The following is a 12,722-nucleotide window of genomic DNA, read 5'->3' on the forward strand; positions in this document are numbered from 1 at the left end:
AGGCGATGTATGAAGTGCGCAAATTCGGGAGGCCGTGGAAAATTTCTCCCAATTTCTGAGCTTGCCCGCTGCAAGAGACAACGAGGTTTATAATTATGCTAATTATGGGCTGGCTTATGCGGCCTACAGAAATAACCGTTTTGCGCTGGCGGCCGATTATTTTGAGCGCTTTCTGAAGGCTGGAGGAAGTACGGTGGATGAAAATATACGGTATGACGTGATCGCACGTCTGGGCGACTCGTATCTGTGCCTGCGCGATTACAGCCGGGCCAACAGCTACTATGATAAGCTGATTAACGGCAAAGCGCCCAATCAGGACTATGCCTACTTCCAGCGCGGCGTGATCTTTGGCCTGCAGGGCGACAATGAAACCAAACTTAGCACCTTGCGGTCCGTTCTGAAACAATTTCCATCATCCAACTATGCCGATGACGCGGCCTTTGAGATCCCTTACACCTATTTCACGATGGGCGATTATGAGAACGCGCTCAAAGGACTGCAAGGGATGATCGAGAAGTATCCGCGGAGCAGCTATGTCCCGCGTGCGCTGATGACCATTGGACTCGTGCAGTACAATAATGATGAACCCGAACCGGCCAAAGCTACCTTCCAGCAGGTGGTGGAGAAATATGCCCGAACTGCGGAAGCCGAACAGGCAATGCGTTTCATTGAAAACATCTACCTCGACCAGGGTGATGCCACAAGCTATATCCGCTATGCGATCGGTTCCAATGTCGGTAATTTGAGCCCTGCGGAGCAGGATGACCAGGCTTTCCAAGCAGCACAATCCCTCTTTGCCAGAGGAGAATACGGAGCAGCAGTGGAAGCAATCAACGCCTATTTTGATAAATTTCCGAAACCCAAACAAGTAAAATATGCACGTTACATCCGTGGGGTGAGTTCATACAAGACCGGACATCCGCAGGAAGCGCTACACGATCTGAATATCATCCTAAACGACTGGACGAGTAAGTATACGGAGAATACCTTGTTGACGGTGGCTGCACTGTATCTGGAGCTAAAGGAGTACAACGAGGCTATTGTGCACCTCAAAAAATTGGAGCTAAATTCCGAATACAAGAAAAACTATGGCTACGCAGTAACCAACCTGATGATCTGTTATTTCGAACTCGGCGATATGGAGCAGATGGCCAAATATGTGCAGTTTATAAAGGATTACGATGGTGCAACAGAGGAGGAAATTGCCAAGGCACACTTATACAGTGGTAGGGCCTTTCTGAAGGAAAAGAATATAGCGTCGGCCATGAAAGAGCTCAATCTGGCCGCTCTGAAGAGCCAAACGGCGGTAGGGGCGGAGGCGCGGTACCGTGTGGGACAACTGCAGTATGATAACAAGGAATACGATAAAGCCCAAGAAACAGCTTTTGATGTGATCAACAACAGGGAGACTCAGGAATATTGGGTGGCCAAGAGCTTCGTATTGCTTGCAGATACCTATGCGCGTAAAGGGAATGCTTTCCAGGCGAAGAGTACGTTAAAAAGTGTGATTGAAAATTATGAAAAAGACGATGATATCGTCCCATCAGCAAAAGAACGTTTACAGAAATTGAACAATAAGTAACAGCAATTTTTTGGCGATTGAAAAAGGGCTGTATCAAAATAATTATTTTGATACAGCCCTTTTGTTTAATTCTAGCAGTCAATAAAACCCAAGATCAACAAGTTATAGCAGCAGCATTTCTGAAAAAAAGTTTAGGTAGCAAATGTTAGAAGGACGAGCTTCCCACTAGGGAAGCTAATTTCGTTCTATTTCCTGCATGATTAACGAGGGCTCAGATAAATATTTTCTTAATTTCCTGATCGGTAAGTAGGTGAACAAAATCGATAATACACCCGCGAGTAGCGCATCTAAAATAGCCATTGCAGTCGCATTTAACTTGTAGTGTGTAGATAGATTATGTTGTGCCAGTAGCAGACATAGGAATACCAATAAACCCGTTACGAAGCCATGGATAATACACAGCTTCGTAATAAATTTATTCCTGTTCAGCTCACTGTCTACTGTTAATGCGATCGATTCCTGTTCTATGGCTGCGATCACCCGCTTGATAATGTCCATTGTAAGAACAACAGGTAAAAATATGGCCATAGGCAATGTCAGTCGAGCCAGACTTTGTGGGCCAGCAAAAAAGTGTGTATATCCAAGCTCCTGAAAGCTGGCGTAGGCAACCAGGAAATTGAAGAATACATTTGGGAGGATATAATAAATTGCGCGCTTCCTCAAAAAGCGCTTGAGCGTTGTTTTTTTATTTTCTTTGATTCCGTAAACTTCGTCATGTGGAGTGCTATAGGGATAAGGTCATGATTGCGATCGCCTTATCTTTTATTTTAATCGCTTCTTCTTTTGGTAAAAAATCTTCATTGGACATAAACGTAAAATCCATTTGTTGATTGAACGTCGTTGCAACCAAAGTATTTGAATTCAACCAGGGAAAGCCACTGTTGGACTGTATATGGTCTCCAGAGTGAAGTTGTTGTACTCGTTTGAAATCTGGAGCTTACCCATATTGGATAGCGTGACGTCATGTCCTCCTGGGCTCGATTTTAACATAGAAATCATGCGCTTCACGAGCGGGTGCATCTGTTCCCCATCCAGAGTAGCTCTCGGGCATCCATCTTTTCTGTTTTTTGTGTGAGCACCGTTTTGATATCTTTTGCAGTATCCACGACATTATCATTTCCCTTTTTTAGAGAAAGTTCCACCGTTGGTGCAAAGGCAAACATGTGGTCCTGTTTGATTTCTGGAATAAAGTGCCGGATATCAACCGGGCTAATCACTTTATTTTTGCAGCTTTACCTTGCACCTCCCGAAAAGCTTGCATAAATGCCGTGCATAGGAGCGCATGGACAGAAATGCTTTGATCTTTACAGCCTTGGGTTATGGCAGCAGTTGTTTCTGCATCCAGTTTCCAGTGCATCGCATAGTTTTTTCCTAAATTTCTTTTTCCGCTCTTTCGTTGCAGGAAAAAGAAAAATCTTGCCAATAGCAAATAGAACTTGGCTTTACGTGATTTTTTTGGAGCTCAAAGCCCTGCGGCAGGAATTCATTAACCGATTCAAAGAGCTGGTAAGGCTCGAGTACCTTATCGGGGTTATCCAACAGGCCAAGTAGCTCCCGCATCAACGTGACAATACTGGTTCCATCACAGACACAATGTGGTAACACCCAAAGCAGCTCCGAAACGGAGTTACCTTTGATCCATACCAATTGGGCTAGCGGTTTATTGTCCTCTTTAAAGGGGCGATACCATTCCCGTTCCGACTCTGTCAGCCAATCCATATCCGTTTGACGTTGGACAATATGGAGTGGAATAGATTCTATATCCTCTTTGACAGCAAATCGAGGCTGCTGTGCATCCTCTATGCGGATAACCGATCGGAGCAATGGATGTTTTTGCTGAATTTTGGTAAGGGCATTCCGAAGATGTTCTTCGGAGATCTCCCGCTTATCTTGGCGGCAAATACACAGTTTAAGGGTGTTTTAGTATCAACATACATGATCCGTTCCACCATCATTAGTTTTCTCTCGATCATGATGCTACCTGGTAATCTAATTGTTGTTTGATCTGATCGATGATCTCATCGCGAATGGCCAATGCTTCTGCCTGTGGTAAATACCCCTCACTTCCCATAAAGGAGAAATCCATTTGTCCACGAAAGGTGGAGGTGACCATGGTCGTTGTATTGCCTAAAGGACCAATGACCGAAGGACTGAAGATTGTTTCAGGCTGAATGCCCGATATTGATCGGGGATCTGTATGCGTCCCAAATTGGAAAACATGCAGTCATTGGATGACTTGCCCCGTTTTAAGAGTCTGGTAAAGTTCTTTAGGGCATCGTGGGCAGATTCCATGACCATCATGGTGATATAAGGATTGAGCTTCGCTGTTTTGCGTTCCACGTCATCCTGCATCAACCGGAGGTTATCCAAAAAGCTCATTTTTGGTTCGAAGACATGACAATCATTAATCCGAAAGCAAAAATATGGTCATCTTTTATCTGTGGTGTAAAACGCCTGATATCTACTGGACAGGAAACTTTATTGAATGCCGACGTGCCACGTACTTTCCGGAATGCCTGCAATACCATGGCCCCCAGAAATGTGTTGACCGTGACATCCAATGACTTGCAATGAGAAATGAGTTGCTTGCTGGTGGTTTGGTCAAACTTCCAATGAATCAGATAGTCCGTCTGCCGATCGATCGCTTTTCTGCCGACCGGAATACATTTAATAGCTAAAGCTGCTAATCGGCCAATTGTTTTTGCTTTAAATCGCTTCTTACCACTCTGTAAGATATGTTCGGGTACGACATCCTCAATACCAAGGATCGGATTTTCCAGTCCGATTTCCGCGGCCGGATTGTCCAGTACTTTTAGAAATTCATACAATAATGCCATGGCCGAGCCACCATCACATAAGCAATGATGGAATACAAATAGCATATCTGAGACTTCTTCCCCTTAATCCAGACAAATCGGATTAAAGGTTTCGTCTGATAATCGAAGGTCGAATGCCATTCCTTTTTGGATTCCACTTGCCAGTCGTCTTCACTTTTTCGGTTTACTAACCGTATCGGAATCGATACGGTTAGTTCCGGAACCTGAAACCAAGGTGTATTTTTGTCATCATGTTGGATAAGTGCCCGCAGCCAGGGATGTTTTTCCTGTAATCGGCTCAAGGCGTATTTGATATCTTCTTCGCTGAAAACACCACGTAGCCGAAAGGGAATGACGGCGTTGAAGGGTTCAGTTCCATCCCCCAACAGCATGCGCTCACCAAATAATAGTTTTCTTTTCATCGCCTACACCTGTGCCAATGTCAAACATTCTTGTTTCACAAAATCTTCCAATAGCGCTACCGCCTGGTCGTTACCGCCAGCGGTTAGAAAGGTCTTTTGTACCTCCTTGGCGGCATTTCGATAGATCGGGTTTTCCAACAATTCAAACACGGTGTCCCGCAATGCATCTATACGCATACGTTTGTATCGGATGCTAAGCCCGCAACCCGCCTGCTCAATAAGTTTGGCTGTATGAAAATGATCATAGGCGATTGGTGTGATCAGCATGGGTAAACCATTGGTAAAGGTGTCGTTCACCGTATTGAAGCCCCCATGGCAAATAACCATATCCATGTGTGGCATCAAAGCGGATTGGGGAACAAAGCCACTCACAATAAAATTGGAAGGCCATTCTTCAAATATTTCTGGTGGGGTAGCGGCAATAATTGTCACCGGCTGATCGGCAAAGGCCTCGATCAGTTTACCAAAAATGCTTTTCGAATATCCACGAGCAGTGTACCTAAGGATACAAATACTTTTGGAGTAGTGCTGGCGGCCAAACGTTCCCAGTCAAAAGGGGTATTGTTTGGACGACCTTTGACCGGTCCGACAAATTTCATGTGTGGCGGTACCGTTTCAAAGCCGGCAAAAGCTTGTGACGTAAATATCAGGTTGAGCTGATGGGAGTGTATAAAGATACCTTCATCATAAATTCCCACGGCCTTTTGAAGGTCTTTGATCAGATTTTGCTGCCACTCAAATATCCTAGGAGCACTCTTTTCCGTGTCGCCCATGACATCCGGTGGAACGGGAGTTGTTGTCACACAAGGGATCTGATGTTTATGTGCAAATAGTGCACCTCCAAAGGTGATGCAGTCGTTTACGATCACATCAGGTTGCCATTGGCCGAGAAGACGTTCCAATCCCGGCATCATCATTTTCGCGATCGGGACATAGGTTTCTTCCAGCGCCAGTTTCATGACTTCGGGACCCGAACAGGAGGGGCCATCATCCTGACGTTTCAATAGCTGTTGGAGTTCCTCCTGAAAGGTACTAGATCCGCTTCAGGATAGATATAACTTCCACCTTCGGGGATATGATGATCAGCTAATGGCGTTATGCCAAACCACCGGACTTCATGCCCACGGGCAAGGAGGCTTGCACCTACACTCAATGTTGGGCTGATATGTCCAAAAAATGGTGGAACAACAAAGAGGAACTTAGCCGGTACATCCGCTCTTGAAGCGATAGGGGCGGCAGTTTTTTCCAAGAGGTCTGCTGCGGTTTTCGTGCCACCCGCATCGACAAAAGATTGACGGACGGTATGTGCAGCTTCACGATAGGTTGGATTATTCAAGATGGTATGGACACTGTCTTTTAAATGATGTGCTTTAAAGCGATTGAAATTCAGTCGTTCACCGGCACCGGTACGCACTACGCGACCCGCGACATGTGACTGATCGTAAGCGATCGGGATGACCACAAGTGGTAGACCCTGTGAAAGAGTTTCGGAAACCGTGTTATGGCCACCATGGCATACAACAGCATCCAGATGTGGTAACAGATCCAATTGCGGGATTTGTTGATAAACCATGAAGTTTTCAGGCCAGGCATCAAATAGCTGCGGATCTGAAACAACGACGACAGTCAGCTCCTCTCTCGCAAATGCATCGATAACCTTTTGGAAAAATGCTTTCTTATGGTCGTGATCAAAGGTAGTACCAATACTGACCAGGATTTTTTTCGGTTACTAGCATGTAGTTTATCCCAGTCAAATACAGCCGATACCCGACGTTCGGACAGGACAGGTCCTGTGAACTGATAGTTTGAGCTGAGATCCATCTCCCCAAAGAAATAACGGGACGTTAAGACAAGCGTAAGCAAATCCGAGCAATCCAAAGATTTATTTCCAGTTACCCCAAGTTCCTGTTGCAAAGCAACGATCTGCTTTTCTTCCCATTCGTGTACCTTTGGGAGTTCACTAACAATTTTAATAGCTGCGGGAGCCGTGACAGTGGTCGCATAGCGGAGCCCCAGTTTTTTGCAGCGATGGATGCCGCAAATAATTGATGGTCACCAATCACGAGATCAGGTGCAAATGTTTCTAATAAGGTAAGGATACCTTTATAACAATGTCTATTTAAAGGGATAAGTACATCTTCATAAAGAAACTTGATGCTATCAATACCATAGACGATCTTTTTGAAATGATATCGAGGTACTGTTCACTTTCTTTTTTTCTTCATCCGTCTGGTCATATTGAATAAGCAAAAGCTTTCCGCCAGCTGGAAGTTTATCAGTTAAGTTTTTGTCGAGACTGATCCAGGCCACCTCATGTCCTCTTTCCAATAGTTCAGCACCAATGCTCAACGTCGGATTGACATGACCTGTCAGTGGGGGACAACAAACACAAATTTAGCCATGGTTTTGTAATAAAGGGTTAGATAAAAAATCAACGATAGTTTCAGCTATCTGTGTAGGTTCTTGTATGGGGATATTGTGATCTCCCGGAATGAGTTCAAGTTGAGCACCAGATATTTTTGTTTGCAGCCATTCCCCGTTGGTTTACAGTTTGATGTATCTCCATACAACAGTAAGGTGGATGGCGGTAATGTTGCAGTATCCATTTCATGGAGGAAATATTTTCCTTGATCATATCAGCTTTGATGCTCGTCTGGTTGAATAAAAATTCGTAAAGGCGATGATTTTTTCAAATTGTCGCTTACCCATTTTCCTTTTCGTTGTATCGGTAAAATTGGCAATATAATGTTCCAGAAATTCCTTACTATACTCATCGATGATGTTGCGTGCTTTTTCATCCTGTGGATCCGGAGCCTCCATAACGACGAGTCGTTCCACACGGGTAGGGATCTGCAATGCCGTTTTAAGCGCAATTAGTCCACCAAAACTGTAACCCAGCAGATGGACGTTTTGAAGTTGTAGACTATCCAACAAAGCAATCAGATCCGATGACATATTTTCAAGATCATAGCCTTCCGATACACGTTCACTCATGCCATGACTTTTGAGATCATACATGACCACGTGGAAATGCTGCGCTAGGATCGGAGCAATATTAAAATAATAAATAGAGGTTGCTGAACATGCCGTGGATCAGTACCACGGTATGTTCAGCACCTTTATTTAGTTCTTGTATGTGAACCTTTCTGTTGTTGACCGTAATTATTGGCATTCGTAGATATAATTGATGATCATACGGAGGTCAAGATTGATCAGTTGATCCAGGTCCATCGAAGATAACCAGCCTGTGAAATCAATCTGGTCACCAAAATGTGCCTTGATTTTCTCTGAAAAAGAAACAATTTCTATGCTGTCCATTTCGAGATCCTTTGTGAAGGAACTTTCTGGTGTGATATCCATCTCTTCTACAAATTCTTCGCCGATAACTTCTGTTATAAAGCCTTTTAATAAAGCGAATAATTCTTCATGATTCAATTTTAGTGTGGTGTTTACAGTGTCCATCCGATAATATAATTTTGGTGTTTGATCGTTTTTATTTCTATTTGATTGATCCAGAGATGATCTCCTGGATGCGTTCTACTTCATATCTTTTGGGTTGCCCTGTAGGCCAGTCCCCAGAAATTTTCCGTAAGCTTCTTTCGCTACCCAAAAACGGGTCGTCCATTCCGCCTGATCCCTGTCTTTTAGCAATTCCATTTCAGCATCGGTAAAGACCAGTGGGTAAAAACCGGTACTACGCTCCTCGATGAGTTCCATGTCAATACCTACAGATCTGTCTTGACGGGCGATAGCTACGGCATCTTTTCCCTTGTGGGCCAGTGACACATGGATATCTTTAGTCGCATCGCCCAGTAAATAAGGTTTACCGATTTCATCCGAGCGGATCTCAAACGTAATAGGATAGCAGGGAAGGTTTTCTGATGGTTCAGTAGCTGGCGTACAGCATCTTTTACCGCAACACGGCTTACCATCCAACTTTTTCTGCGGTTGGGCAACAATTGTTGGTAGTGTTGTTTTTCCGTTTGGTTGAAATAGCGTTTCAGGATAAAGTCCCAGGAAGCGACACGGGTATATGCCTGGTGGAAAAAGAAAACAGCTGGTGCGATTTCCGCTGAGAGACGGTTGTGTAATGGCGACATGGAAACATTCCACAACGCTTCGTCGATTTCAATCGTCTATTTTGCCATCCTCTGATTGAGCACCATACTTTTCCGTTTCGTTGGAGCGTAATGTTTGCGATAGCAAATTCATCGTTCAGCTCAGTCAACACACAGGTGCATTCAAACAGACCGTCCTGGTTATGAATCTCATCGAAAAACTCGATTTCTTTGATTTTAACGGGGAATGCAATGCGATCTTTTGTTAGTGTGAGCTGAAGCCACAAACCGAACAATTGTCCCGCATTATCCAATAGCGAGCCCTTTCCACCATTACCCTTGATCTTGCCCCTGATCCCCTTTTTACCTACAGCGGTTACCTCCATAATCCCTTGATAGGCTGTTCCATGGAACATATGCTTATCATAGATTTCTTCGGAAGTACGCGTGATAGGCAGAGGTTCACCTATGGAAAGATCAAACTGTGGTGCGACGGGATATGCTGTAGACAGTGCTACCTCTGCATTTGCAAAATTCTCGATATCCAGATAGGCAAGTTGAGCGGAACGCCATTCGCCCTTGACCATTTTCTCAAAAGGTTTGGCTACATTCATCCATTGGAACACGCTCACATGCATGATCTTATGGATCTTGGTAGCAGGTTGTTCCGCCTGAGCGATTTCGGCCAGCAATTCAAAAATCATGGTCATCGGAATCACCGGTTCCATGTCCGCTACTTCTGGCCATCCCTGTGGTTGTCGCAGCAGACTATGATCGATCAGGTAAGGATGGCTGTCCAAATTGACCTGTAGTATTTTTGAAAAATGTCTGTCTACAGGTTTTTCTACGACAACGGGCTTGGCGACAGTTGCTGCACTGCTAGGAGCAGGCCGGTTCTGAAAGAGTGTCAATACTTCTTCCTGCATCCGGATCATATCCGCGATATTCTCTGAAATGCCTGTACCAATGGATGATTGCTCTTTACAGCTGTTCCCGAGGTCAGTTGTGGCTGTACTGTATCAAAAGACTTTCCTAAGCTCTTGACCGCATCAAAATTACGGACGATAGGCGAACCGAGCTGCAACTTCATGCCTTTGTTTGTCGCCTTTTTTATATGATTTTGTACCGCCAGAAAATCCAGCGCCACCGTTTTCCTTCTACAAATAAAGCCGCAACGACACGTTGTAGCTGAGCAAGCGCCGAACGTGTTACCACACTGGATGCTAGGGTGCTGAAAGCTTTTCCCTTTAAGGTATCGTCAATAAAGCCGATCAGTCCACCAGTACCCACCTGGATAAAGAACCGGACTCCCTCGTCATACAGCTTTTCCGTTAGCTCGCGGAAACGGACAGGTTGGACAAGGTGTTCGGCACTCAATTGGCGGATGGCCTGTTGATCCGATGGATATGGCATCAGCGTGGTGGCCGACCACAAAGGGATTTTGGTTGGCTGAAACTGTACTTTTTCCATACCTGCCAAGATCAGATCGAGCTTGTCTGCCACAAAAGGCGAGTGAAACCCCGACTGGAATGGCAGGATCTGATGGAATATCTGTTTCGCTTTCAACTGAGGTACAAGCTCCTCTAAAGCGGTATTGCTGCCGCATAGAATGACCTGATGTGGACAGTTGTCATTGGAAACATAAATATTAGGAATTCCAGCAATCAAAGGTGTAATTTCCTTCAGCCCGGTTCCGATGGCAATAAATTTGGAATCCTTGAGTTCAAAAGTCTTCGGGTTCAGGACATCAATAAGATCCTTGACCGAACTTGCTTCAGCTAGTTCCGAAGAATAGCCAGCCAACCATTCACCTAAGCTATGCCCAGCATTCATGTCTGGATATATTCCCAGTTTTTTTAGGGAATTGTCCAAAATGCTGCAAGAATTGAAAATAGCCAACGCATCATTCAGCAGTCCTTCACCTTCGGTTTTTATAGGTGCAGTCAGTCCAAAATAGCGGCTGACCGAGTCTACCTCTCCCTTCGCTAAGCCATCTAAACCAGGGAAGACGAAGGCAACCTTGCCCCCTCTTGTAATAATGGGGCGGAGGTATACCAGATATCCTGCTTGTTGCGCCAAGCTTTATCTTTAGAAACGATTTTGATTGCCTTTTCAATCCGTTCTGGGGTTGGATCAAATAGGGCGATACGATAATGGCCTTCACCCACTGTCGTATCGTTATGCTGTAAAGCAGAAAGTAATTCCGCATGTGTTGGTCGGGCAAGTAACAATACGGGATCTTTTTAGGCATATCATAGCCTGTTAAGACCACGTGTGCGTTAATACCGCCGAAACCAAAAGCATTTACCGCGGCCACCTTGGGCAGACCTGACTTTGACCAGCTTTTTGCTTCCTGCACCGGAGCAAATCGCGTAGTCTGCATATCAGCGGTCGGGTTTTCGCAATAAAGGGTTGGTGGTAGTGTATCATGGTGTAGCGCCAAACAGGTTTTTATCAGGCCCGCGATTCCTGCCGCAGGCATGGCATGACCAATATTGGATTTGACCGAACCGATTCCAGCGACTGGAGCAGCGTCTTCTTTACCGAAAAACTGCGACAGTGTCTGTAGTTCAGTTTTATCTCCAAGAGGTGTCCCTGTACCGTGTGCTTCCAGATAGCCGATCTGTTTTTGTCCAGTTCAGCATTTATCCAAGCCTGTTGTAAAGCTTTTAATTGTCCTTTCACCGATGGACTCATGACGCTTGTGCCATGACCATCGCTGCTCACGCCTACACCTTTGATGACAGCATAGATTTTATCCTGGTCACGTACAGCATCTTCGAGTCGCTTTAATACAACAAAACCACAGCCTTCACCGATGAGTAAGCCATCGGCATCCATGCTGAAAGGTTTGATCTGCTGGTTGTGAGAAAGGGCTCCCAATTGTGCAAAGATACTCCAGAAAGCTGCATTTTGTCCTGTATGTACACCGCCTGCAATCATGATATCACTACGGCGACGCTGCAGTTCCTGTACAGCATGGTCTACAGCGATCAAAGCGCTGGCACAAGCAGCATCTACGGTAAAGGCCACACCGCCAAGATTGAAGCGGTTGGCAACAAGCGAAGCCACAAGATTAGGGATTAAGCCCATAGCCGTATCAGCGGCAAAGCGCCCCTGCGTTCCTGGAATGCTTGTTTTACCTTTTCGATATCAGCAGCTGGCACCTGCGGTAAAAGTTCCTGTAAAGGGAAGAAATCTGTTCGCCAGTACGTACAATTTCTATGGCACGGGTAGCCCCGGGCCAGTATAATTTCCTTTCCCGATCACAATTCCCGCCTTTTCCAGGGATACCTGTTTTGGAATACGCCGGCATCTTCCAGCGCTTTCTGTACCAGATCAAGCGTTAACAGGTGATCCGGCTCGGTTCCCTCAACGGCAAGTGGTAAAATGCCAAATGCCGTTGGATCGAACACATAGTCAGAGATAAACCCACCACGTTTGCAATAAAAGCGATCTACAGTCCCCGGACCATCACTAAAATGGATAGGGTCAATGCGATCGGATGGAGCAAATTCAGTGGAATCGACCTTATTAATGATATTTTGCCAGAACATATTGGCATCCTGTGCCCCCGGAAAGACACAAGATAAACCAACGATGGCAACATCTGTTTTCTTCATAATCAATGGATATGACGGTTTACCAATTGTTGCCTGACATAATTAACACTTGGCTTTCCGTACCATACCTGATCTCGTTAAGGAAAATTTCCTTCCCTTCATCCAAAGGAATAAGGGAGATGCCACGGCGTTCATATTCTGTTTCCAATGTCTGTGAAACCATGCCGGCACCTTTCCAAGGCCCCCAATTGATCGAAATAACCTTTCCTTTCAAGCGTTTA

Annotated in this window: 24 protein-coding genes and 1 pseudogene; 1 reads left to right on the forward strand and 24 read right to left on the reverse strand. The window is 45.1% G+C overall.

Going from position 1 to position 12,722, the window contains the following annotated elements; all coding sequences use genetic code 11:
- Window positions 1-34 precede the first annotated feature (34 nt).
- The gene (locus tag KUH03_RS26270) at window positions 35-1,582 is read left to right on the forward strand and encodes a tetratricopeptide repeat protein (protein ID WP_257087461.1); all 1,548 of its coding nucleotides are present in this window, start codon (window positions 35-37) and stop codon (window positions 1,580-1,582) included.
- A 174-nt stretch (window positions 1,583-1,756) separates the two neighbouring features.
- Here the strand turns inward: KUH03_RS26270 and KUH03_RS26275 are convergent, their stop codons facing one another.
- From KUH03_RS26275 to KUH03_RS26395, 24 genes and pseudogenes are all read right to left on the reverse strand, one after another.
- Window positions 1,757-2,245, reverse strand: a complete 489-nt coding sequence (locus KUH03_RS26275; protein WP_257087462.1) for a hypothetical protein — start codon at window positions 2,243-2,245, stop codon at window positions 1,757-1,759.
- Between the two features lie 61 nt (window positions 2,246-2,306).
- Window positions 2,307-2,447 carry a hypothetical protein gene (locus KUH03_RS26280; RefSeq protein WP_257087463.1) on the reverse strand — a complete coding sequence of 47 codons (141 nt, stop codon included), beginning with the start codon at window positions 2,445-2,447 and terminating at the stop codon, window positions 2,307-2,309.
- 139 nt (window positions 2,448-2,586) lie between these two features.
- Complete coding sequence (locus tag KUH03_RS26285) at window positions 2,587-2,799, reverse strand: hypothetical protein (protein ID WP_257087464.1); 213 nt, start codon at window positions 2,797-2,799, stop codon at window positions 2,587-2,589.
- Entirely contained in the window at window positions 2,796-2,939 is a 144-nt protein-coding gene (locus KUH03_RS26290) for a hypothetical protein (protein WP_257087465.1), read from the reverse strand. Before KUH03_RS26290 ends, KUH03_RS26285 begins: the two co-directional genes overlap by 4 nt.
- A 14-nt stretch (window positions 2,940-2,953) precedes the next feature.
- Entirely contained in the window at window positions 2,954-3,490 is a 537-nt protein-coding gene (locus tag KUH03_RS26295; RefSeq protein WP_306429803.1) for a condensation domain-containing protein, read from the reverse strand.
- A 61-nt stretch (window positions 3,491-3,551) separates the two neighbouring features.
- Window positions 3,552-3,695 carry a hypothetical protein gene (locus KUH03_RS26300; RefSeq protein ID WP_257087466.1) on the reverse strand — a complete coding sequence of 48 codons (144 nt, stop codon included), beginning with the start codon at window positions 3,693-3,695 and terminating at the stop codon, window positions 3,552-3,554.
- Between the two features lie 14 nt (window positions 3,696-3,709).
- A complete protein-coding gene (locus KUH03_RS26305) occupies window positions 3,710-3,961 on the reverse strand; it encodes a hypothetical protein (protein WP_257087467.1) in 252 nt (83 codons plus the stop codon).
- Complete coding sequence (locus tag KUH03_RS26310; RefSeq protein ID WP_257087468.1) at window positions 3,958-4,419, reverse strand: hypothetical protein; 462 nt, start codon at window positions 4,417-4,419, stop codon at window positions 3,958-3,960. The genes KUH03_RS26305 and KUH03_RS26310 overlap by 4 nt, the downstream gene beginning before the upstream one ends.
- Complete coding sequence (locus KUH03_RS26315; protein WP_257087469.1) at window positions 4,395-4,820, reverse strand: hypothetical protein; 426 nt, start codon at window positions 4,818-4,820, stop codon at window positions 4,395-4,397. The genes KUH03_RS26310 and KUH03_RS26315 overlap by 25 nt, the downstream gene beginning before the upstream one ends.
- Window positions 4,821-4,823: 3 nt before the next feature.
- Window positions 4,824-5,252 carry a glycosyltransferase gene (locus KUH03_RS26320; RefSeq protein WP_257087470.1) on the reverse strand — a complete coding sequence of 143 codons (429 nt, stop codon included), beginning with the start codon at window positions 5,250-5,252 and terminating at the stop codon, window positions 4,824-4,826.
- Window positions 5,253-5,275: 23 nt separating this feature from the next.
- Window positions 5,276-5,824 carry a hypothetical protein gene (locus tag KUH03_RS26325; RefSeq protein ID WP_257087471.1) on the reverse strand — a complete coding sequence of 183 codons (549 nt, stop codon included), beginning with the start codon at window positions 5,822-5,824 and terminating at the stop codon, window positions 5,276-5,278.
- Window positions 5,821-6,537: a nucleotide disphospho-sugar-binding domain-containing protein gene (locus tag KUH03_RS26330; protein ID WP_306429804.1), complete on the reverse strand. Its 717-nt coding sequence runs from the start codon at window positions 6,535-6,537 to the stop codon at window positions 5,821-5,823. Before KUH03_RS26330 ends, KUH03_RS26325 begins: the two co-directional genes overlap by 4 nt.
- A complete protein-coding gene (locus KUH03_RS26335) occupies window positions 6,447-6,734 on the reverse strand; it encodes a hypothetical protein (protein WP_257087472.1) in 288 nt (95 codons plus the stop codon). The genes KUH03_RS26330 and KUH03_RS26335 overlap by 91 nt, the downstream gene beginning before the upstream one ends.
- A gap of 246 nt (window positions 6,735-6,980) precedes the next feature.
- Entirely contained in the window at window positions 6,981-7,169 is a 189-nt protein-coding gene (locus KUH03_RS26340) for a hypothetical protein (RefSeq protein ID WP_257087473.1), read from the reverse strand.
- 282 nt (window positions 7,170-7,451) lie between these two features.
- Window positions 7,452-7,838, reverse strand: coding sequence for an alpha/beta fold hydrolase (locus tag KUH03_RS26345; protein ID WP_257087474.1), 387 nt, complete (start codon window positions 7,836-7,838; stop codon window positions 7,452-7,454).
- Window positions 7,839-7,982: 144 nt separating this feature from the next.
- Window positions 7,983-8,282: an acyl carrier protein gene (locus KUH03_RS26350; protein ID WP_120262284.1), complete on the reverse strand. Its 300-nt coding sequence runs from the start codon at window positions 8,280-8,282 to the stop codon at window positions 7,983-7,985.
- A gap of 75 nt (window positions 8,283-8,357) precedes the next feature.
- Entirely contained in the window at window positions 8,358-8,756 is a 399-nt protein-coding gene (locus KUH03_RS26355; protein WP_257087475.1) for a 4'-phosphopantetheinyl transferase superfamily protein, read from the reverse strand.
- Between the two features lie 64 nt (window positions 8,757-8,820).
- Window positions 8,821-9,813, reverse strand: coding sequence for a polyketide synthase dehydratase domain-containing protein (locus KUH03_RS26360; protein ID WP_257087476.1), 993 nt, complete (start codon window positions 9,811-9,813; stop codon window positions 8,821-8,823).
- Window positions 9,810-9,968, reverse strand: a complete 159-nt coding sequence (locus tag KUH03_RS26365) for a hypothetical protein (protein ID WP_257087477.1) — start codon at window positions 9,966-9,968, stop codon at window positions 9,810-9,812. The genes KUH03_RS26360 and KUH03_RS26365 overlap by 4 nt, the downstream gene beginning before the upstream one ends.
- 20 nt (window positions 9,969-9,988) lie before the next feature.
- Complete coding sequence (locus tag KUH03_RS26370; protein WP_257087478.1) at window positions 9,989-10,957, reverse strand: acyltransferase domain-containing protein; 969 nt, start codon at window positions 10,955-10,957, stop codon at window positions 9,989-9,991.
- Entirely contained in the window at window positions 10,873-11,109 is a 237-nt protein-coding gene (locus KUH03_RS26375; protein WP_257087479.1) for a hypothetical protein, read from the reverse strand. The genes KUH03_RS26370 and KUH03_RS26375 overlap by 85 nt, the downstream gene beginning before the upstream one ends.
- Window positions 11,110-11,143: 34 nt before the next feature.
- Window positions 11,144-11,971 (reverse strand): annotated as a pseudogene (locus KUH03_RS26385) (hypothetical protein); the annotation flags it as partial.
- A 173-nt stretch (window positions 11,972-12,144) separates the two neighbouring features.
- The gene (locus KUH03_RS26390) at window positions 12,145-12,501 is read right to left on the reverse strand and encodes a beta-ketoacyl synthase N-terminal-like domain-containing protein (protein WP_257087481.1); all 357 of its coding nucleotides are present in this window, start codon (window positions 12,499-12,501) and stop codon (window positions 12,145-12,147) included.
- Between the two features lie 19 nt (window positions 12,502-12,520).
- Complete coding sequence (locus KUH03_RS26395) at window positions 12,521-12,715, reverse strand: hypothetical protein (protein ID WP_257087482.1); 195 nt, start codon at window positions 12,713-12,715, stop codon at window positions 12,521-12,523.
- Between the last annotated feature and the right edge of the window lie 7 nt (window positions 12,716-12,722).

The sequence above is a fragment of the Sphingobacterium sp. E70 genome, assembly GCF_019285695.1.
GTDB classification, from domain to species: Bacteria; Bacteroidota; Bacteroidia; order Sphingobacteriales; family Sphingobacteriaceae; genus Sphingobacterium; species Sphingobacterium detergens.

Excerpts from the sequence above, each read along its gene's own strand:
- KUH03_RS26290 (WP_257087465.1), bottom strand. The coding sequence starts at position 2,939 with ATGCACTGGAAACTGGATGCAGAAACAACTGCTGCCATAACCCAAGGC.
- KUH03_RS26300 (WP_257087466.1), bottom strand. The coding sequence starts at position 3,695 with ATGGTCACCTCCACCTTTCGTGGACAAATGGATTTCTCCTTTATGGGA.
- KUH03_RS26305 (WP_257087467.1), bottom strand. The coding sequence starts at position 3,961 with ATGAGCTTTTTGGATAACCTCCGGTTGATGCAGGATGACGTGGAACGC.
- KUH03_RS26310 (WP_257087468.1), bottom strand. The coding sequence starts at position 4,419 with ATGGCATTATTGTATGAATTTCTAAAAGTACTGGACAATCCGGCCGCG.
- KUH03_RS26315 (WP_257087469.1), bottom strand. The coding sequence starts at position 4,820 with ATGAAAAGAAAACTATTATTTGGTGAGCGCATGCTGTTGGGGGATGGA.
- KUH03_RS26345 (WP_257087474.1), bottom strand. The coding sequence starts at position 7,838 with ATGTATGATCTCAAAAGTCATGGCATGAGTGAACGTGTATCGGAAGGC.
- KUH03_RS26350 (WP_120262284.1), bottom strand. The coding sequence starts at position 8,282 with ATGGACACTGTAAACACCACACTAAAATTGAATCATGAAGAATTATTC.
- KUH03_RS26360 (WP_257087476.1), bottom strand. The coding sequence starts at position 9,813 with ATGATCCGGATGCAGGAAGAAGTATTGACACTCTTTCAGAACCGGCCT.
- KUH03_RS26365 (WP_257087477.1), bottom strand. The coding sequence starts at position 9,968 with ATGAAGTTGCAGCTCGGTTCGCCTATCGTCCGTAATTTTGATGCGGTC.
- KUH03_RS26390 (WP_257087481.1), bottom strand. The coding sequence starts at position 12,501 with ATGAAGAAAACAGATGTTGCCATCGTTGGTTTATCTTGTGTCTTTCCG.